Here is an 18,656-nt window from a genome sequence, read left to right as displayed (position 1 = left end):
CCTGCCCCCAGCGTCGATTTTCGGACCAGGTGACGCTATCCCTGTGGCGCGGTATCACACAATGTAGTGATCGTTTGTTCACTCAAACAGCCCTTACCTGGACTAAGCCTGCCAACAGGCTGTTACTGACGGGCTGCATAGCGTCCTATGCAATAGGGCGTCCGGGTGATGCTAAGTTGACAGAAACTGGACAGGCAGGAGGGCTGGTAGCCGTGACCTGGCTTATTCGCTCCCGGCATGCTGCGTAGCTCGTCGATCAGGCTGGCGATCGTTCGTCCGCGCGCCGCAGCTCAGCGGCTCGAGGTTCCCGCGGTGGTCAATCCCACCGGTGAACATCGACACGCCGACGAACAGCTCGAAGGCGCGCCCGAGCCCGGTCGAGATATACGACGCCAGCTGGTTGACGCGCCACTCGGGCTGCATGGCCCCGTCTTCGTCGACCCACATGGAGATCTCGGGCGTCAGCCGCACACGGCGATGGCCTGGCCGTCGATCCCCTCATGGAGCACATCAAGGTCCGTCCTGGTCGTGACGCGCCCGTCGCCGTCCGGCAGGACCTGGTAGTCCCAGACCTCGCTGCTTGGTGTTACCGCCAACGCGGCGAAAGATGATGCATTCCATCGGTCACTTTATCCTGCTGGTCCAATGCGCTCATACCCCGTTTCGCCCTGCATGCGGGCCGTTTTCGATAAACCGTTGGGCCTTGCCGAAACGCCATTAGGGAACCCGGTCGGAATAAGTGGAGGAGGAATGTCGTGGAATTCACGAAGCCAGGTTGTGCATCTTGCAAATCGTTGGAAGATTCGCCATAATGATCGGCATATGACCAACGAACAACTATTTGACGATCTCAAGCATTTCATCGAAGCTACGGTGTCGCAGCACGTCGCCGAGTTGCGAGACGAGCTACGTGGCGAAATACGGCAGTTGAACACTCGTATCGATACTCTCGACCAAAAGCTTGACCAGGTCCAGGACGCCATCGGCGAGACCTTCAGTCAAACCGCCGAAGACACCAACCGCACCCTACGAGACCATGACCGGCGTCTTGCCAGGTTGGAACGGCGATCCGCCTGATCCCGCTGGACGCCACTGCCGACTGCGACACCAGCAGCCAATCCTGATCATTAAATTCAGTATGCGGTAGCCTGGCGACAACGAATCCGTTGTGGACCTATCTTCCGCACGGCCCTTCTCGTTTGCCACAAGGAGTAAGTACCATGGCTCAGCAGGTGACCATCCAGCTCGTTGACGACTTGGACGGCACACAGTCCGACGACATCAGCACAGTGTCCATTGGCCTTGACGGTGTCAGCTACGAGATCGACCTGACTGAGGCCAACGCCGACAACCTGCGCAAGTCGCTCGAGGAGTTCGTGGCCCACGCTCGGCGAACCGGCGGCCGCATCAAGCGTGGCACTGCCGCCAAGTCGAGCAACGGCTCGACGACCGCCAACCACGAGCAGGCGCAGGCCATTCGCGACTGGGCACGGCGCAACGGCCACGAGGTGTCCAACCGCGGACGCATCTCGGCCGGCATCATCGAGGCGTTTGAGGCGGCGCAGGCCGAGGCGAACAGCAAGAGTCGGAAGCGCAAGGCCAAGGTCTAAGTGTCCAACGAGCTGTCGACTACCTGGCCTGGAAAGGTGGGTACACCGGTCCGTTGCTGCGGCGGATGGAATGTCGCCGAAGTCAGACAGGTACCTGCCAGTGACGCCGTCTCTAACCGAACATAGAGCGCTGGCTCGCCATCGATCCATGCGTGCAGGCCGAGGTCACGGACCTGGACGACCTCGTCTGTCGGCAGCACCTGGGCCTTGCCGGTGAAGTGCACTGACCAGCCTGTTTGGGTGTCTGGTGACCACTCGCCAGCCTCGAAGGCCACGATCGCCACTCGGCTGAATGCGGCGGGTCGTGAAGCCGAGTGCTGGAGCGCGACGATGACGCGGGTCGCGTCGATCACGAACGGCACGGCTCGGATAACCGGTAGCGCGTGCTCGGTGTAGGACAGCCGCCCAATCGCAGCAGTACGAAGTCGCTCCCAGCATTGCTGCTGGTCGAGCTGCATGCGGCGGCTGTCCATTCCGTCCTTCCTCGTCCTCTCGGTGTTGAGCCGGGCTGATTGCCTGCCGAGCGACGTGGCAGCTCGGAAAGTGTTCAGAAGTCCACTGGCAGCGATTGGCGTTTCGGCGTGTCAGCCCGATCCTGACGCTGATGCCACCTCACGACTATCGAAGTCGTCGTTGAGGCGATCCCTCTCGAAAGCATGTACTGCTCGGCATGATCAGCGGGAAACTCATCGAACGACTCGACGCCAGCACCGATGCCGCCCAGGTCCGCCAAGTCGACTCGGACGTCGTATGCGGCGTGCGTCCCACGGTTGTACAGCGTGTACGTGCTGTTGCCTGTGCGCAGCAACTCCCAGGTGACCCCGGTTCGTTCTGCGGCTTCCTCGGCCCGACGCTCGGCAACTCGCTGGAGTTCGAGCCCGGACTCAGCGGTGTCGGCCGATCGCTCGGAGGCATCGGCTGATCTTGCCGCCTCCTCGACAGCCCGGTCAGCTGCCAACTTCTGGCCGCGGGTGTACCAGGCCGCTCCACCCGCGACGAGGACAGCGAGGAGTGACACGATGAGTGCGGCGGTCTCCATGGGGAGAGTGTCGCTGGATCGGTACCGTTCGCTACAGGTCGAGAGGGCAGTCGCCAGCTGATCATCGTCAGCGGTACATCATCGAGGTAGAGCTCGGACAAGGTTCCTGCCGAGGGGCAGCGGCAGGGGAGTACCTGGCCGGGCGGTACTAGCGGCCGCGCCTGGGACAAGCCTCAGCACGCTTCCGCTATGCCTCGCCGTCCTCCCCGCGAAGAGCTCGACCATATGCATCTGTCTGCTTATAGATGCGTTCCGGGGTCGGTTGCTTGACGGGCCAGGAGATGATCCGGTACTCCTCGGCCGGGGCGTATGAGTCATACGAGCTTCCAGAGTCTCGGCCGCGAACGTAGAACCGGATGCGGTACAGGCCCGCGCCAGAGCCTGCAAGATTAGGCAGTTCCTTTGGCATATGAGCGAAGAAGCTGGTGACCAGCAGATTGCCGCGTTGGCTCTGCACGTTGGTCTCGACCACGTCATCCCACTCGGCGACGTCGTCCGCGGGTGGTGCGCTGTCGCGTACCTCCACCGCGACGGGCACGCTACCGGTATGAGTGCCAGCCCAGATCTCGACCGCACCCGGCTGTGGCGACACCAATCCATTTGACGGTCGTGCGCCTGGCGTCGGCATCGGATCTTCCCGTTCGCTGAGCCAGAACGTGTGGTAGTCGACATGGACTGAGCCGTGACCAACTTCTTCGCTCATATGGTCTATCCAAACACGGTGATCGGCGTGATCAGCTAGTACGCCCAGACCCGGAACGGGTCATTGTCGATCACCCGGTTCTCCCCATAGAAGATGCCGAGGTAGCGGCCCGCGTCGGTGTTCTGAGTATTGATCACCATGCAGACGCTGTATCCAGCTGGCCCGCTGCCACCCGGCACCTGAGGGATGGAGCACCAGTTGAACGACCGGGGGTTTCCGCCGCCTGTTCGCGCTCCCTGCCAGCTGCTGCGGAACGGGTACTCATCGCAGCTCTTGCCCGTGGGGCGGACGTAGCTGTCCTTGCACGCCACCCGGCCGTTTGAGTCGATCAGCGACTGGTCGGTCAAACGGGTCAGCGGTGTCCCGCTCGGATACGCGCCGGGCAGGCCGGACTGCTGGGCTTGCAGGATGTGCCGGGCGACCTCCGGGCAGCAGTACTGCGGGTCATCGGTGTAGACCATCGTGGGCGTGTAGTCCGGGAAGACACAGCCGATACCGCGCCCCGGTGTCGCGTTGTCACAGCGCACTCGGGGCGGCGAGGACGTGGCGGGCGATGACAGCGGGCAACACGGGCTCTTGAACCGCATCCTGAACTCGGTGTTTGCGTGTCCAACAGCGCTCGGGTTAGTCGCAGTCGTTTCGAACTGCGCGTCACCTCCCACGATCACGTTCTCCACTGCAGGCTGGGGCGGAAAGTTGTGAAAGAGGGTCGTGCAGAACCCCGTGCAGTCGGCCGCTCCTTCCATGGTCGAGCCAATCGCCAGACCCCACGTCGTTCCCGTCACCGGCATGAACTCGATCTGCGACTGCCAGTTGCGCTGCAACTCGGAGGTAAAACTGAAAAACCAGTACGAAAAACGCATCCCACCGACCGGCGTCCCCGACGGCTGGTTCCGGATTATGTACTCGGCAGTGTCGATCAGGCACGCTTGTTTACGAAGGAAGTACCACGAACCGCTGTAGTTGTAGCACCAATCAGGGAGGTCGATCACGTCCTGCGTGCCGGCCGCGGACGCGTGAAGCGCGCGGAGCTCATCTGCGGACAGCTTGGTTTCCGTCGGCGTGATGCACGCCTGGAAACCTTCCTTGCTGACCTCACCGCACGACTCTTCAAACGCGGCTTGCGGGCTTGAGTACTGGATCGGCGGAAGCGAGTCGCTTGGCACGCCCGCTGCTTTGATCGGCGAACTGGATGATGGTGGTCGATTGTCGGTCCGGACGTCTGCCGCCTCTTCGGCAGACACAGAGGTAGTCGAGAGGATGAACATCGTGCCGAAAATGAGCGCGAAGATTCTTCGTCTCACGTTTAGACCTGCTCCCCAGTGCTAGATGTGGCAAGCAAAGGAGGAGAAGCGTGAACACGGTTTACTGGCGGACGATGCCGCTACCCATACGTCACTTCACCCCAGTTTGCTGGCGAACCCCCGCGAGCACGACCCAGGCTACTGGCGAATCTCACGCATAGTGAGCAGGTGGCGATAGCTCCACTGCAATGGACGATCGCTGGCTACGAGCGGTCATCTCAGGAAGCCGAGCAGCAGAGTTGATGCCGCTATGTGAGGGGCGCCGAGGCCGAACTCAGGCCGAGCTGCGCTACGTACTGTTACGGGGGTTCGCGGACCGTCCGAGCGGCGGTATCGGAGTCCTGGTTCCTCCGGCTGCGTTGCCTGGTTTACGCATCGCTTCGCCAGCTCGTGGTTGGGCCGATCGGTCCCTATGCGGTCTGCCGACTTTCCGAACCAGCGGTCATCCGCTACTTGTAGTCGGGTGGAACACGTCTTCCGGGAGCTGGGATCTGTCGCAGGCGGTGCGCGCTTCGAGGTGGCTGCGCGGTTCGACGGCAAGGGTCTGTCTCATGGACAGCGACCACTATCAGGCTTACGTCGACGGCGACGAATACGAGTATCACGGCGGCTTCACCGATGTCAGCCCGGTTATCCTGGAGGTGCCCTACGACGACTACTGGTATCTCGTCGTCGACAGCAACTCCCGGCGGATTAGGGCCGAGGTCTCCCAGGTCTTCGACTGAGTGATTTGGCAGGGATCCCACTCAACCGGCTACATCCAGCCCACGAGCATTGCCGCACTTCCGGGAGCTTTGCTGGGCTGTGTTCGTGAGCCGGAAAGGCAGCTCAACGACCGTCGCCGAGCGCCTGCGTGCTGCGCGCGCGTTGAGACGAGCTCGACCTTGGACCTTGATCATGTGTTCCTTCCGGAAAGCGGCACCGGAGAGTGTTTGTTCGTCCGGTGAGAGGGCACTGGCGCTGTACCAGTGCGAACGAGTAGCCCAGGGGAGCGGGCGGCTCAGTCGCACCACGTCAGGCACCTGGCGTTCTCTGTTTTGGACCCGAATAGGCATGCCCGGCCGGCCTCCGTGGACGGCACGCGCCGTACCACCGGATGGGACCAAGCTTGTCGAGATGCTCGACCCCATCCGGCGATGAAACGCGGCCTACGGGAACTGGATGAACGCCTTCGGCGTGTACTGCTGCGCCGCCCGCACGTCCCCCTGCGGGTCGAACAGGTAGGCGCCATCGGCCATGTTGGTTGGCGCCTTGGTCACGTTGTCGAACACCGGGTTCGGCAGGCCCCAGTTGTGCTGGCCGGGGCCGTTGGCACCCTTCGTCGAGTAGACGACGATGCTGCCGCCAGCCGGAACGACGGTGCCCGCCTTGAACGTGTAGCCGTGGGCGAGGTTGCCGTGCTTGGAGCTGTCACGAAGCCACCAGTTCGTCAGATTGACCGGCGCCGCGCTGTGGTTGGTGATGGTGACCGTCTCCTTGCCCTGCCACTTCACCTTCACCTCCAGGCGGGCGCCCTGGTCGGGGCCCATCCCGCAGGCTTGGCTGTTCCACAACCCCTTGCGAGCGCGGGCAGCATCCGCTGCCAGCTTGGCGTAGTGCTTGTTGGGCCGGTGCTCGGTCTTGTTGGGCAACCACAGGGCCAGGCCCTGCCGGAGCAGCTTCGCGGCCGGGTCGGTCTTCTTCCCGTCCAGCAGTTGGATCCTGCGCCGTAGCCGGTCACCGCTCGTGCTGTTCTTGTCCTGCGCGATGAAGCGGACCTCCTTCCCCAGGACGAGGTCCTTCATGACGCGGGTGGCCTTGACGGCATGGCAGTCGCCCTTGAGCTCGCCCTCGTCGTAGTCGGTCAGTTCCATGGCATTGATGCCGGTGACGCGGATGCGGTGCTGCTGTCCGCCGATGTCGGTGATGATCGTGTCGCCGTCGACAACGCGCACGACGGTACCGAGCTGGCGGACCGGTTCGGGCTTCGCTGTCTGCGCTCCGGCTGGCGGGACCAGCAGCAGCGTTGTGGCGAGCGCCGCGGTCAATACCGAGCTGATCGTGCGGCTCAATACTCCTTGAGTCGCCAAGTGTCGAGTCGTCACTGAGAACGTCTCCTGTCGATGGTTGTGGACGCAACCCACGCGCCCTTCTGTCGTGCAACCACCTTCGAGGCTCTGACCTGCGCGGGTCGAGCGAGTCGCGCGCGACTCGCGGTGTTCTGCTCCCGTGGGGTGAAAATGTAGACATCAGTTGAAACCAAATTGAGACGCTCGCGATAATCCAGTCGTGACCAAGCAAGATGAGCCAGCTGCCGTGAGAGCCTTCTGGGAAGCGTTCGATCAGGCCTGGCAAGCAGGCGGTGCACGATCGCCCGAAGAGGCGTGTAACCGCTTGCAGAGGAAGGCGAACTACAGCCTGGCGCCGGCCACGGTCCGCGACTGGCCGCAACCACAAGCGGCTCCCACGCCGAGACGAAGACGTCCAGGCGCTGTTTCTGCTGCTCGTCGCCAAGGGTCGAACCGATGACATCCCGGAGAAGCTTCGTGCCGCGCGCGCAAGCCGCGTCGAGGAACCATCGCCACCGCCGAAGGGCTTCTGGAGACGCAAGGTTTGGCGAGGGGTGCTGGTCTGGCACACCGCGATAGTGGCCAGCGTCCTGATCATTGGGCTAGTCGTCGGTGGCATCCTCGTCTTGCGCGACCGACCTCCAGCGAGCGACGCCACGTCGACCAGCGCGCCTAGCGACGTCGCGGCGGAAGCCGAGATCGCGCCCTGCCCGTCGGACATCATTTCCGCTGAGTCGAGAAAGAAGCGTGCCCACGCAGACTTCTGCCCAGACCACAAACAGTTCCTGCTCTATGACGACGAGGGGGACCGCAAGTCTGCCATCCTTGCCGTCCGCCGGAACGGTGAGGAGCTTCCGGCGTACTTCAACAGCGATGGCTTCGAACGACGGAAACCGGACGGGACGATCTACCGGGTTCCCCCCAAACCCATCTCCGTCTCACTCAGTCCCGATGACACTGCGGAGTTCCGTGTGTGCTTCGGCGACCGCAACAAGGCGCGAACGTACCTACCTGAGACGTGCAGCAGCGGGTGGACACCGTTCTGGCCCCGCGGCTAGCCAGCTACAAAGCTCGCGTTGCCATCGGTTGACTGGCCGGGGTTGGCGCCTGCCGACCGAAAGCCATGACTCCACCCCGACGGTGCGAGCTGACCGCAGAAGCACGATGTAGGTGTAGCGGTCGCGGCGTCTGCTACTTCCCGAGTTCGAGCAGTGCGGCTAGCTGGTCCCACGGGATCGGGCCAACCAACATGCGCACCGTCGCTCCCACTGCGACGACGAGGAAGACGAGACGCAGCGTGCTGCCCCAGCTCCTTGTCACCTGCGTCAAGGCATGCACGAACTGAAGCGCCTGATCGTGTGACGGCTCCGGCGTTGGAGCGTCAGGTTGCGGCGTGGTGCTGTCACCCAAACTGCCGAAAGTTCGACGCTCCGTCGATGATGATGCGCTCGGTCGTTCTAGACTCACTGCGACGCCTTTCTTGGCATGTCCCTTGGAACGGTCATGGTGTGAGGGTGTCGAGCGGCCTTCCTGGTGCAACAGGGAGGCCGCTTCCATCTCTCGGCCTCACGGCGTTCGATCACCCCGGGTAGAGGTTATTGGCGCAGAACGCATCCGTGTCCGTCTGCGAATTACGAACCCCCGTTCGGTGGAGAGATTGCTCAGAGCGTCATCACTCAGTGGCGGAACGTGAGGGGGCGCGTCTTGCTGGAGAACTCTTCTACCAGCACAAACAGTGGTGAGCCGTCCCAGATACCCGTCCAGACGCCGCCAGGCGGGGCGGGTTCTTCGACCTCGACAAGACAGCTGTCGCCAAGTCCAGTGCGATTCCAGGATCACCTGACCGGGTGCACCTGCTCGACGAGTCTTGCCGCAGTTCGAGTGGATGACTGTGCTGGTGCGGTGCCTCGACGAGGACAGCTCACCGACCGCCAGCTGGCGATACTCCAGCGTGTCGCTAGTGGTGATGACCTGTCCGACGCGTCGAATGGCGACAAGCGGTCGGCGACTGCGCTTCACGACCGAGGCCTCGTCGTCGTCCGTCGATCGCCGTGGCGCGCGGCCATCACGGGTGCTGGCCGGTACTACCTCGAGCACGGCGCGTTCCCGGCCAGGACACCGACGCGATCCCAGCAGCCACCTACGGCCTCAGCAGCTCGTCCTCAGCCAGCAGCGAGCACCCCACCGGTCCGTCCGAAACGGAAGCGCCAGCCGCCGCACACCACTGCCAGGATCTCGGTCGAGCGTCGAGCCGCCGCCGAGCAACTCGTTGAGGAGCTGACTGAGGTGGGGGAGAAGGTGATCAGGCAGGCCGACGACGCCGTGCAGACCCACTGGCGCCAGATCATCGACTACGCCAAGCGCAACCAGCTCATCCCGTACGGCAAACGCATCGAGAAGACCCGGAACGGCTGGGGCGAGTTGCGCATCCGGCTGCTCAGTGGCCGGCACCCGAACAGTCGACACGACGCCGCTGAAGCGCGCGTGCCGATGCCGACCGAGCTGCGCGACCTTCATCCTGTTGTCAAAGCCATCCAGCACGACTCAGGTCGGCTGCGCATGGGCGGCAGCCTACGTCAGCGCAGCCTGCTCTACCTGCACGGCCTGACGCAGGAGGCTGTCCGTCGCGGCTACGCCGTGCAGGAGCAACCCATCGCTGATCAGCACCGCGGTCGCATCACCACCTACGGCCGACCCGGCGCGAAGGACTACTCGCGTCGCGAGGGCGAACTGAACATCGTGGTCGACGGGTTCTCGTATCGGATCACGATCGACCAGCAGCATCCCGAAGCCGACGACGATGATCGGTACGGCCGACTCTACGTCTGGGCACGTGGCCCTGGCCATCCCTACTACGGCTGCCGCATCCACTGGCGGGATGGCAAGCGAGCCAGCATCGACGACTCGATCGGCTCCGTTTTGCAGGAGATTGAGATGTGGGCTGCAGCGGCCAGGCGCGAGAAGGCTGACCAGCAGGCGCGCTGGCAGGCGGCCATGGACGAGGCCGAGCGGCTGGCCACGCACGACCGCCTGGTCGCCGAGCTGGAGCAGCAGGTCAAGAACTGGCGGTTGATCCAAGACCTGCGGCAGTACTGCGACGCATTGGAAGCCAGGATCGAGGACGCCGACGATGAGGAGCCGGTTGACGAGGCGCGCGGCTGGTTGGCTTGGGCGCGAGAGCACGCGGAGATCATGGACCCGCTGTTCCAGCTGCCGGTGACGCCAACGCCGAAGCTCCGGCCGGAGGAGTTGGAGCCGTATCTCGATGGGTGGAGCCCACGAGGGCCGGAGGTGTTCGTACCGCGGTGGCGTTCGTAGCTCTCACTACGACTCGTGCTCGTTGTTACTGATCGCATGCCACCACGGGTCTGCCTGGAGTTTCCCCAGTGCCGTACGCGATTCCCTGAGGAGTGCATCGCGATCGGCGACCTCCTCGCGCTCGGGAACTCGACCTCCGACAGATCGGGCCCACGCATCGCCCTGTGCGGTCCGGTCAGCAGAGTGTTCTTTGAAGCATCCATACTCAAACAAGAACTTGCCGAACTGGACAGCAGGGCGCTCCATCAGCCTGTTCAAGGTCTTGAAATGCTCATCTCTGTATACATTGTGGACGGTCAATCTTTGTGCCCTGACCCAACTGGGCAGGTCTTCAGAGGGTGGGGCAACGACACCGCGATGGTCGTAGACGGTCACGACCATCGCGACAGGGTGCCCGAGATACGCGTCGTTGGGTTGTTTGATGACGGCGGCGTATGCCCGCTCCCACGGAACGTCACTGGCGCCCAAGTAAGGGTTTTCGACCTGACAGACCGCCACATCTCCGACGGATGTCGAACAGGTCCCGATGGCCTTCCCTAACACGTCAACACCCTTCATCGGCGACAGGCGGCAGGTTTCCAACCAGCAGACGGCGACCCATCCCAACCGCCGCCTCAGTGTCCACGAGCACCAGTTCGCGCGCTTGCTCGGCCAGACGCCTGAGGTCGTCGCTGTGACAAGTAATGACCTCGTCGAGTCTCGCCTCGATACCCTCGGTCAACCACGCTGGCCCTAGCAAGTTGAGCATGGCTTCGACCCGTTCGATGGTTCGGGACGCGGCAGCTTCATCGATCGCCTCGGGCCGCAAGATTGCTCCTGACTGACGATCAAGGTCGACGTAGAAACCCCGCAGCTTCTGCGCATGCTCGGACGTCGCCTCGGTCTGGGCGGCGGCGACCAGGGCGACTAGCGCCTCAGCTTGGCCTTCGCTGCCGAATAGCACCTGTAGTGCTGCGCCGGCAAAGTGCAGCTTGGCCTTGTGGTCACGGAACTCGAGCCAGAAGTCTTGGGCCTGATCTTCCTGGTAGCCCAGGGCGCCGAGGCAGATGCCTGCTTTGCCAACTTCCTCTAGGGCCAGGACCGCCAGCGCGTGAGCACGCGGCCATCGGTGGTGGCTCAAGAGCAGTTCGGCGTCCTGCAGGAGGGCGGCAGCGTTGGCGATGGCGTGCCTCGCAGTGTGCAACAGCTCAGCGAACGATGGAAGCGGTCTGGCCATGCCACAAGGATTACACCTCCAGCAAGCCAAAATAGACGGTCAGCTAGGCATCGCCGCCCTGCGCGGCATCCCGCTTCCAGATCTCGATGATGTCCGGCCGCAGCACGCGACCAGCCCGCAGCTGGAACCGCTTCCCTTGCTGAACTCCCTCGGCGTACTCACGGAGCCTCTCAACCTCTCGGCCGCTGAACCCGTTCGCCAGAGCCCAGGTGCACAGAGTCTCCACATCGAACCGGTAGCCAGCGCGGTGCAGCACCTGTAGTGTCTCGACGGCGTCGCGCTTGTCATGGATGCCAACCAACCCATTACCGTGGTTCACGCGGGCGCTGAGATCGCGCATCGCCACTTCAACCACCGGATCCAGCTGCATCGCACTTCCTCCATGGATCGATCCATCGACCACACTCCGAGCGCGCCGCGCCGTGAGCCACCCGCACTGCCATGCGGGTTCGCCCCACTCCAGAACGCAGAGCGCAGTCACGCTCGTAGCCAACTCGTCGGTCAGCATCTGAAGCATGCGTTTGGTCGGCCAAGCTGCCAGTACAGGCCCGCGCTGCCAGCCTGAGCCCCAGATATTCCGCTCTGTTCCCCGAGGGATGTCCGCGGTCAGTCGGTTGAGCAGCTGGTTAGCGTCATAATTCTGCTTAGTTGGAAAGAACACCAGCGGTGTCCCAGGCTCCTGGCGTATCCAGGCAGCAGCTCGACGGGCCATCTCCTCTGGGGTGAGGCCCCATGGCACGTAGAACACGGGGTAGGGCGAAGCCTCATCGCGCAAGTCATCTGACGTCATGGTCAGACGGTAGTTACCAGGATCGTCACTGTCCGCCGTTGTGGCCGAGCTATTACGCCAAGTTAGAGTCTGCCTACGCACTGCGGTCAGCATGGTCGTTGATGCTTCAACCGTGTACAGTTCTCTCAAACTACAGAGTGATCATCCTGCGTGGTCTGGGTCTAGCGCCTGGTTCGATTCCAGTGGCGGCCACATCTCTAACCTGCTGCGCCTCGCTGCGCTTCTCGCGTTCGGCATCAGCTTCTCGGACTCCACCTTCAGTAAGTGCAAAAAGTCCGTGAAGAAACTGAGGAAGGCGGTTAAACGCATGGTGGGAAACATGCAAGTCAGGCTGGGAATGCTCGTGGTGTCAAGTTGGTACTTGACCTGGGCCAGGCAGGATGATCTCCTGATCAGGAGGCGATGACCGGCATCTTCCTGGCTCGGTGTAAGTTTCGAGAAACCATCAAGTCGGATCTGTCTTGTCAGGCTTGGTGTTCTCCTGGATCGCAGCCCACTGCGCGTCCCGCTTCTGCCGCAGTCGGTCGGCCTCGGCCAGCACCCTTTGGACATCCTTCATCGGGTAGCCGGTCATGGTTTCCACGTTCCCCTCGGCGCCGAAGGTCACGCTCTTGTCCTTGTGGCGCTCGAGGAACTTCTCGAGCGCGACCACTAGCGCGGTGCCTGCTCCGCCCGCCCCGAGAGCGACCGTCAGGATCTCCAGTACGGAGCCGGCGGAGTGTTCGATCTCGGTGCCGACATGCAGTCCTTCGGCTTCCAGACAGCTACGGAGGACGTCAGCCTGGTCCGGCGACACTCGCAGCAGCCAGTCTGTGTGTCCGGAATATCCGGGACTCACCACTAGCCTGATCTCGGTGGTTGTCATCAGACGATTCTCCTGTGCTGCTGGTTAAGCCTGCGTCGTCTCGTTACGTGAGATCTTTGGCCTTGATCAATCAAGTTGACCGCGTGTCAACGCTTCACGAAAGCCATCGACGTCAGGAAAGAGCACGCGTCGACGACGATTGTAGGTACGTTTAAGAGGGCCTCGGATCTTTTCCTTAACTCTGGCGGGTATCACTATCGCACAGAATGGAACGTTTGCTGGGCGTCCTGGTCCGTTCTCGTTGTTAAGTAGTTTATTCAACTTGTCGATTCCCGGAGCTTCGCCTATTGGGTTAAGTCCGAGGACGCCGGGCGCACGGTGTACCTCGGGTATGGAGCTGCCGAGAAAGTAACCCTCCTGAGCCTTCATGCGCTCATCTGGCAGTGCTGGGAATGCGCGAAACATTCTCCGTTGATCTGCGGATTTCTCCAGAGCCTGCTCATATAGGGCGCTGAGTGGATTCGAGATGCTACCCCAAGTAGTCGGTTTGCCATGCTGAAACGTCTCGTACCATTCAGTTTTCGTTACATCTATAGCAAATAGTATTCCGCCGCTCGCGCGTACCGTGCCGTTGCGATCAGGCTTGTGCTCCTCTGTTGCGAACCAGAGTGCCGTCATTGGATTCGATGTGACGTCGATCAAACGGGTCGGAACCCCATGGTGCTGCAGTACCGCGAGCATGTGCATGTCGGTTGCCGATGGACCTAAATCGCGACCAAGGCCCCAACGCCGGGCTTCGTTCAGAATCTCAGTTTCACGCTTGTGAATTGCCCCTTCGGTCACGTCCCCATCTCTGGTTCGCACTTCGCGAAAGAGCGATGCACTGAAGTCCCACGTATCGTCGTTCTGGCCTCGCCAGGCGTATGTTCGCTCTGGCGCAAGTAGGGCAATGCTGCTGATAATCGTGAAAAGCTGGTGTTCCGTGCTGACTTCGATACCCCACCCGTGGTCGAGCCAGCCATCGAACTTTGGTGGCCTCACTGCCTCACCTCTGGTCTCATCATTTGCCGGAATGAAAGCTTGTGGTCGACCAATTCTGGTCGTGAGCAATGTGTGCTATTTGGGCTGACGTAATTAGCGATGTAAGTTCTAGCCTGTACCTTCGTCCACGTCTTCAAAGCTCAACTGCTCAACCTCGGCCGGTCCATGCGGATCGACCAAGTCACGGATGAAACCTTGCTCCCGCGTGAAGCGGTGTAGCTTGATCCGCTTGGCAATGTCCTGATGGATGTCGTTGTCCACGATGATCAGTTGGTAGCGCCGTGCGAACCGGCCACCAGAACCCCACTCTTGCCGTTCTTCCATCAGGTCAAGGAAGCGGTCGTAGACCCGGTGAGCAAGCTGCTTGTCGTTCTTATTACTACCGAAGTTCTTCTGCGGCGAGTCGATGATCAGCAGACTGGGCAAGCTGACGGTCGCCATTTCCAGCGTGTACGTCAGGAGCGCAAGGCTGTAGGCGATGCTGACGGCCGAGCGTGCGCCACCGCCGCGCTGGGTGAAGGTTTGGTCGTCGACCAGCGGCAACAGGGTCTGAGGATCGATGCGCGCCCGGCCAGTTGCGTGCGGCAGCGCGATGCTCTTGACGATTTGGCGGAAGATCCTCGTGATGTCATCAGCTACCTCTGCGACGTCTTTGACATCCCCACGGAGAAGTTCGAGCTGCTCACGGCGTTGTTCCTGGCGCGCCTTCAGCGTGTCAATCTGCTCATATTGCTCGGTGAGGCGGTCGTGAGCGTGTTGAAGGCGGCCAAGTGCCTCGAGTCGGGCATGAAGGCCAGCCACCTCGGCACTGCTGGTAGCGATGGCATCGACGTACGGCGTGACGCTGTCGTATGTTTGGCCGTCGAGCTGTTCAGCAAGTCGCTTCAGCTCACCACGTTTGCGATTCGCTTCGGCTTCGGCTTCCTTGAACGCTTGGGTAGCGCTATCCAGCTCAGCTATTGCTTGCTGGCGAGTCTGGTTTAGGTGCTTCCGCTGGATGATCTGTTCATGGCCGGCGAGAGGTGATCCGCATTGGTAACAGGTACCCGGAGCGACGCTTCGCTCGGACAGGTCGGCATGACATGCCGTACAGGCTGAATGCGCAAGCGCTAGATCGGGCCTATCATCCGGCGATCTAGCTTCGAGCTGATTGAGTGCAGCGAGCCCTTGTTCTGCCTCTTCTATCCGGTCCAGCAGGCGTTCCTGCTTCCGTCGCGCCTTGTCTAGCGTGCTCTCTGCCTGTCCCACTATCCGCCTGGCGGCATTGACGCGTTCGCGAGAAGTTTCGGCAAACTCGCTGGCGCCGCGGGCACTGGCTGTGGCAGCCGCGTGAGCAGCTTCGGCAGCCACCAGTGCTCCCTTAAGTTGCGCGATCTCGTCGGCGACGGCCGCGCGATCGGTGGCCTGCGATTCGCCGAGGAAATCGGTGATGGTGTCCGCTCGCTTCAGCAACCGTTTGATCTCAAGGTCATTCTCATGGATCTCGCCGGTTAGGCGCTCGTACTCGCCGGTCGTGAGATTGAGCAGTAACTTGAGGACGGTGAGACGCTCGTTGTCATCCTTCGGTTCGCGGACGACGTGCCGGTCGATGTCTGGCTGGGTCAAGTAGCAGTAGGGCAGTAGTGACTCGGCGAAGTCCAGTGGCCGGGCACGCTTGAGTCGCACCGATGTAAAGGATTCGACGAGATCGAGTTCGGTGAGAATCCACTCGGAGATGGTTGGCTGGGCATCTTTGGATCTGATCGGGTAGCGCCCTTGGGGGGTGCCGGCTTCGTCGAGTACCTCGACGTGTCCGCCAGTGCTTCGAGCGCGCCGCAGCACGTACGTGCCCTGCGGAAAGCGCACCCCGACCTCGACCTCACGCAGATGGTGATCAACTGCCCCGCGGAACTCGGGTATGTCTCTCCCCAGCGTGTAGGCGATGCACTCGAGGAGCGAGCTCTTGCCTGTGTCGACCTCGCCGACGATGGCGACAACCGGTGCATCGAGGTCGTACGGTGCTTGCCAACCATCGCCAGTCCGGATCCGGATCCAACGGATCTGCAGATCGAGCGCCACCGTCTGGTCCCTCCCACCGTATTGGCTTCTTCGTCACGTCGTTGGTGACGACCTGACCGTTAACCGAGCTGGTCGATTTGTCATGAAGTTGAGGGCCAGCTACCCGGTTGCCGCTGTGATTCGCTCAGGCAGACCATTCGTCGGCACGGACGGTAGTCACGTGAACCAGAGTAGCGTTTCCGTGACTTCGACACTGACTTAAAGTCAGTACCCCATTGACGCTGCGTGTTCGTACCGCCACTGCGCTGCGAACTTGTCGCACAACATGCGGTTCGACGTGTCGCTGCCGACCTATCCGTTTCACGTGTTGTAGAGTCCGTGTCACGGCAGCAAGACATGTCTCGGTGGGAGGTGGGCGCCATGAGCCACAAGCCGCAGGCGACCGCAGGAGCCGCATCAGAAGTCGAGGAGTTGGTTCGTCGATTGGACGAGGTTCGCAGTGCTATCACCCGCGCCCGCGATCTCGGCGTTCCTGCTGCGGTGCCTGAGCCGCTGTACCGAGCCTGCCTGGCCCTGGTCGAGACGCACGGTGGCCCCCGCGGCGGCGGGATGCCCCTGAGCGGCAGCTATGCCCAGGCGACGCGGGTCAGGCATGCAGGCGAGGTCGACATAGCCGACTCGCTCGGCTTGCCTTCGCCTGCTGACGACCTCATCGGCAAGGTGCCACTCCGCCAGGTGCTCTGGGAGGTAATCACGCCTGGCGAGAGGTTCACTGTTGCGGACGTGACCGAGCGCCTTGAACAACGAGGCGTCTCTTGGCCATCCAACAAGATCAGCAACGCCCTTGGGTACTGGGTCAGCCGCCGTCGACTCGACCGCTGCAAGAAGGGCGTCTACCTCTATCCCGAAAACCCTGTCGCTGATGATCACCTCAGCGATGTGGCCCAGCAGGAGAGTCCCGCTGGGCTGGCAAGCCGAGCCGCTAAGTCGGTCGGCGGAGAGGAGAACAACTCCCATGTCCCCTCGGTGGAGACGAGACAAGCGATGTAGGCGGGGAGGGAGACGTCTCGCGTCTCAAAAACGAAGGAGCCCCGTAGGGCCAGGCGGCCACCTGGCTGGGGCTCCTCGTCAAAACCAGTCCCTCCATGCAGGTAGGACCGTACCCGACGGTAGCAAACCCGACGTCAAACGTCTACATAAGATCGTGCGCTGGTGCTCACGGGCGGCGGTGCTCGGTCTCCGTATCTGGAGCCTTGTGCCGGACGACGTGCGTTACGCGATCATGACTATGACGTTCTTGCAGTAACACTCAGCGACGTGGCAGTGAGCAGCTTGTTGCTTGCTGCCACGTCCGCGGGGGAGTCTGGTTCCTTGTTTCAGGAGCATCGCTGGCGCTCCCGCAGTAGTGCTGCGGCTAGGGTTACGGCTCTAGAGCTATCGCCATACCTTCTGCTCGTCTCTGAACAGCGGCCAGGGGTGTGGACCGATGTCGGTGCGGTCCGACAGTTCTGCGACGCTCGCAGCCCAGGTGGGCAAGTCGGCAAGTTCCAGCAGGAGGCGGCGCTGCACCTCGGACCATCGCAACTCAAGAGTGCGAGCGGGACCGTGAATGCGAACCACGACCTCATCCTGCTCAACAACATCCTGACTGCGAGGCAGGATCCACTCAGCGGATAGTCCGGCGTCCTCCAAGGCCTCGAGCAAGGGTTCGGAAGCCATCGTCACGAGGAAGAGCGCGTAGTCGGTGATCAGCCGTGCGCACACCGCCGGTGGCAGGGGATAGATGGCCCAGGGTGGTGAGGTCGGCGAGCGTGCCACGAAGTCATCGCTGCGCATGTAGACCAGGTGCCCGCGGTGCAGGATGCCAGCACGTTTGGTCGCCTGGAGGTGCTCCTGTGCGGTGTGGTGAAGGAACCCCTGTTCGGACCAGAGGTTGTAGCCGCGGACGATGTCGCTGGCCAGCAGTGACCGGCCGCCGGGCACCTTCATACCCTGGACACCACGCTTGTGAGCGAGGTCGAAGGCGGCGTTCAGTAGCTCGAGGTGGGTCTTGTATGGGATGTCCAACTGGATGAGCCGTCCCGCCAGCTTGCCCGGGAGCGGCCCGCCTGAGCGAATCGCCTCTTCAGCCATCCGCTTGCGCCGCTGTTGCCGGGACACCTTGCGGCCGCTATCTGACTTGATCTCGTGAAGATACGCCTCGTACTCGGTGCCGATCTGCTTGAACAAGGTGGCATCCCCGATGCTCAGGCATGAAGTGAGGTCGTGCAGCAGGACAAAGTGGTGGTTCTCGTGCCACTGTTCGATGACGAAGGCGCGTTCGGCGGCCAGCCCCTCCTTGTTGACCATCGGGCCCGGATGCTGATTACGCGACAGGCCGACGATGACGGCTCGGTTATGGCTAAAGGCCCGCCAGGCCAGCGCATCGGCGATCGATCGCAACTGCCGGTCGACGCGCTCACAGACGTCGGCCTCCAGCGCCCAGCTGTCGGGGTCAGTCGCTGGCTCGGCTGAGCGAAGCTCGGGTGCATCGGCCGGGACTTTCTTGTCCTGCCGGAGCAGCGCCGCGACCCGCCGGCATTCGCCGCGATGTCCCTGCACAGCGAGCACCCGTTCCAGCAGGTCCTGCTGGAACTCGAAGAAGTCCGCGTGGCTGCGGCACTGGCGCAAGCTGGTGATCAAGGCCGTTAGGGTGCCGACAGTCTCCTGATGCAACGGGTGCAGGTAGATCCGACTGGCGCGCTCGGGCGGCAGGCTGAGCATCAGGGGCATGGCGCAGTGTCC

The 18,656-nt window shown here is 62.3% G+C and carries 20 protein-coding genes; 6 read left to right on the top strand and 14 right to left on the bottom strand.

From position 1 onward, the window contains the following. Positions 1-222 precede the first annotated feature (222 nt). Positions 223-471 (bottom strand): hypothetical protein, encoded by a 249-nt coding sequence (locus FHR82_RS33505; protein ID WP_184814595.1) that lies wholly within the window; start codon positions 469-471, stop codon positions 223-225. Beyond that, a complete protein-coding gene (locus tag FHR82_RS46670) occupies positions 462-596 on the bottom strand; it encodes a hypothetical protein (RefSeq protein ID WP_260418137.1) in 135 nt (44 codons plus the stop codon). The genes FHR82_RS33505 and FHR82_RS46670 overlap by 10 nt, the downstream gene beginning before the upstream one ends. Before the next feature lie 226 nt (positions 597-822). Here FHR82_RS46670 and FHR82_RS33500 point away from each other — a divergent pair, with 226 nt between their 5' ends. Continuing rightward, positions 823-1,077 (top strand): hypothetical protein, encoded by a 255-nt coding sequence (locus FHR82_RS33500; protein ID WP_184814594.1) that lies wholly within the window; start codon positions 823-825, stop codon positions 1,075-1,077. A 143-nt stretch (positions 1,078-1,220) separates the two neighbouring features. Further along, positions 1,221-1,610, top strand: coding sequence for a histone-like nucleoid-structuring protein Lsr2 (locus tag FHR82_RS33495; protein ID WP_184814593.1), 390 nt, complete (start codon positions 1,221-1,223; stop codon positions 1,608-1,610). Here the strand turns inward: FHR82_RS33495 and FHR82_RS33490 are convergent. The 4 genes from FHR82_RS33490 to FHR82_RS33475 all read right to left on the bottom strand — a co-directional run bounded on the left by FHR82_RS33490 (position 1,607) and on the right by FHR82_RS33475 (position 4,656). Beyond that, the gene (locus FHR82_RS33490; RefSeq protein WP_184814592.1) at positions 1,607-2,083 is read right to left on the bottom strand and encodes a pyridoxamine 5'-phosphate oxidase family protein; all 477 of its coding nucleotides are present in this window, start codon (positions 2,081-2,083) and stop codon (positions 1,607-1,609) included. The two genes, FHR82_RS33495 and FHR82_RS33490, sit on opposite strands and share 4 nt — an antisense overlap. A gap of 74 nt (positions 2,084-2,157) precedes the next feature. After that, positions 2,158-2,649: a hypothetical protein gene (locus tag FHR82_RS33485; RefSeq protein WP_184814591.1), complete on the bottom strand. Its 492-nt coding sequence runs from the start codon at positions 2,647-2,649 to the stop codon at positions 2,158-2,160. 187 nt (positions 2,650-2,836) lie between these two features. Beyond that, complete coding sequence (locus FHR82_RS33480; RefSeq protein WP_184814590.1) at positions 2,837-3,352, bottom strand: hypothetical protein; 516 nt, start codon at positions 3,350-3,352, stop codon at positions 2,837-2,839. A gap of 35 nt (positions 3,353-3,387) precedes the next feature. Next, positions 3,388-4,656, bottom strand: coding sequence for a NucA/NucB deoxyribonuclease domain-containing protein (locus tag FHR82_RS33475; RefSeq protein ID WP_184814589.1), 1,269 nt, complete (start codon positions 4,654-4,656; stop codon positions 3,388-3,390). Positions 4,657-4,844: 188 nt separating this feature from the next. Here FHR82_RS33475 and FHR82_RS45350 point away from each other — a divergent pair, with 188 nt between their 5' ends. Then, positions 4,845-5,381 (top strand): DUF1883 domain-containing protein, encoded by a 537-nt coding sequence (locus tag FHR82_RS45350; protein ID WP_311771392.1) that lies wholly within the window; start codon positions 4,845-4,847, stop codon positions 5,379-5,381. A 423-nt stretch (positions 5,382-5,804) separates the two neighbouring features. Here the strand turns inward: FHR82_RS45350 and FHR82_RS33465 are convergent, their stop codons facing one another. After that, positions 5,805-6,779 (bottom strand): lamin tail domain-containing protein, encoded by a 975-nt coding sequence (locus tag FHR82_RS33465; RefSeq protein ID WP_184814588.1) that lies wholly within the window; start codon positions 6,777-6,779, stop codon positions 5,805-5,807. Positions 6,780-7,258: 479 nt separating this feature from the next. Here FHR82_RS33465 and FHR82_RS33460 point away from each other — a divergent pair, with 479 nt between their 5' ends. Both FHR82_RS33460 and FHR82_RS33455 read left to right on the top strand, forming a co-directional pair. After that, positions 7,259-7,762: a hypothetical protein gene (locus FHR82_RS33460; protein WP_184814587.1), complete on the top strand. Its 504-nt coding sequence runs from the start codon at positions 7,259-7,261 to the stop codon at positions 7,760-7,762. 1,228 nt (positions 7,763-8,990) lie between these two features. Continuing rightward, positions 8,991-10,022, top strand: a complete 1,032-nt coding sequence (locus tag FHR82_RS33455; RefSeq protein WP_184814586.1) for a hypothetical protein — start codon at positions 8,991-8,993, stop codon at positions 10,020-10,022. Between the two features lie 6 nt (positions 10,023-10,028). Here the strand turns inward: FHR82_RS33455 and FHR82_RS33450 are convergent, their stop codons facing one another. From FHR82_RS33450 to FHR82_RS33425, 6 genes are all read right to left on the bottom strand, one after another. Continuing rightward, positions 10,029-10,580 carry a hypothetical protein gene (locus tag FHR82_RS33450; protein ID WP_184814585.1) on the bottom strand — a complete coding sequence of 184 codons (552 nt, stop codon included), beginning with the start codon at positions 10,578-10,580 and terminating at the stop codon, positions 10,029-10,031. Further along, a complete protein-coding gene (locus FHR82_RS33445) occupies positions 10,567-11,238 on the bottom strand; it encodes an AbiV family abortive infection protein (protein ID WP_184814584.1) in 672 nt (223 codons plus the stop codon). Before FHR82_RS33445 ends, FHR82_RS33450 begins: the two co-directional genes overlap by 14 nt. A 43-nt stretch (positions 11,239-11,281) precedes the next feature. Continuing rightward, positions 11,282-12,028 (bottom strand): DUF1889 family protein, encoded by a 747-nt coding sequence (locus FHR82_RS33440; RefSeq protein ID WP_184814583.1) that lies wholly within the window; start codon positions 12,026-12,028, stop codon positions 11,282-11,284. Between the two features lie 445 nt (positions 12,029-12,473). After that, entirely contained in the window at positions 12,474-12,893 is a 420-nt protein-coding gene (locus FHR82_RS33435) for an effector-associated constant component EACC1 (protein ID WP_184814582.1), read from the bottom strand. Positions 12,894-12,959: 66 nt separating this feature from the next. Continuing rightward, positions 12,960-13,874, bottom strand: coding sequence for an FRG domain-containing protein (locus tag FHR82_RS33430; RefSeq protein WP_184814581.1), 915 nt, complete (start codon positions 13,872-13,874; stop codon positions 12,960-12,962). A gap of 108 nt (positions 13,875-13,982) precedes the next feature. Then, a complete protein-coding gene (locus tag FHR82_RS33425) occupies positions 13,983-15,932 on the bottom strand; it encodes an ATP-binding protein (RefSeq protein ID WP_184814580.1) in 1,950 nt (649 codons plus the stop codon). 360 nt (positions 15,933-16,292) lie between these two features. Here FHR82_RS33425 and FHR82_RS33420 point away from each other — a divergent pair, with 360 nt between their 5' ends. After that, on the top strand, positions 16,293-16,922 hold the full coding sequence (locus FHR82_RS33420) for a hypothetical protein (RefSeq protein ID WP_184814579.1): 630 nt from the start codon (positions 16,293-16,295) through the stop codon (positions 16,920-16,922). Positions 16,923-17,306: 384 nt separating this feature from the next. Here the strand turns inward: FHR82_RS33420 and FHR82_RS33415 are convergent, their stop codons facing one another. Continuing rightward, entirely contained in the window at positions 17,307-18,644 is a 1,338-nt protein-coding gene (locus FHR82_RS33415) for a hypothetical protein (RefSeq protein WP_184814578.1), read from the bottom strand. Positions 18,645-18,656 lie beyond the last annotated feature (12 nt).

Origin of the sequence: Actinophytocola algeriensis (genome assembly GCF_014203735.1) — a bacterium.
Classification (GTDB): Bacteria; Actinomycetota; Actinomycetes; order Mycobacteriales; family Pseudonocardiaceae; genus Actinophytocola; species Actinophytocola algeriensis.
This window is presented reverse-complemented; position numbering and strand designations above follow the sequence as displayed.

What these genes read in the sequence shown, in the direction of transcription:
- FHR82_RS33485 (WP_184814591.1), bottom strand. Translation starts at nt 2,649, where the DNA reads ATGGAGACCGCCGCACTCATCGTGTCACTCCTCGCTGTCCTCGTCGCG.
- FHR82_RS33495 (WP_184814593.1), top strand. Translation starts at nt 1,221, where the DNA reads ATGGCTCAGCAGGTGACCATCCAGCTCGTTGACGACTTGGACGGCACA.
- FHR82_RS33435 (WP_184814582.1), bottom strand. Translation starts at nt 12,893, where the DNA reads ATGACAACCACCGAGATCAGGCTAGTGGTGAGTCCCGGATATTCCGGA.
- FHR82_RS45350 (WP_311771392.1), top strand. Translation starts at nt 4,845, where the DNA reads ATGGACGATCGCTGGCTACGAGCGGTCATCTCAGGAAGCCGAGCAGCA.
- FHR82_RS33500 (WP_184814594.1), top strand. Translation starts at nt 823, where the DNA reads ATGACCAACGAACAACTATTTGACGATCTCAAGCATTTCATCGAAGCT.
- FHR82_RS33490 (WP_184814592.1), bottom strand. Translation starts at nt 2,083, where the DNA reads ATGGACAGCCGCCGCATGCAGCTCGACCAGCAGCAATGCTGGGAGCGA.
- FHR82_RS33415 (WP_184814578.1), bottom strand. Translation starts at nt 18,644, where the DNA reads ATGCCCCTGATGCTCAGCCTGCCGCCCGAGCGCGCCAGTCGGATCTAC.
- FHR82_RS33480 (WP_184814590.1), bottom strand. Translation starts at nt 3,352, where the DNA reads ATGAGCGAAGAAGTTGGTCACGGCTCAGTCCATGTCGACTACCACACG.
- FHR82_RS33450 (WP_184814585.1), bottom strand. Translation starts at nt 10,580, where the DNA reads ATGAAGGGTGTTGACGTGTTAGGGAAGGCCATCGGGACCTGTTCGACA.
- FHR82_RS33445 (WP_184814584.1), bottom strand. Translation starts at nt 11,238, where the DNA reads ATGGCCAGACCGCTTCCATCGTTCGCTGAGCTGTTGCACACTGCGAGG.
- FHR82_RS33440 (WP_184814583.1), bottom strand. Translation starts at nt 12,028, where the DNA reads ATGACGTCAGATGACTTGCGCGATGAGGCTTCGCCCTACCCCGTGTTC.
- FHR82_RS33420 (WP_184814579.1), top strand. Translation starts at nt 16,293, where the DNA reads ATGAGCCACAAGCCGCAGGCGACCGCAGGAGCCGCATCAGAAGTCGAG.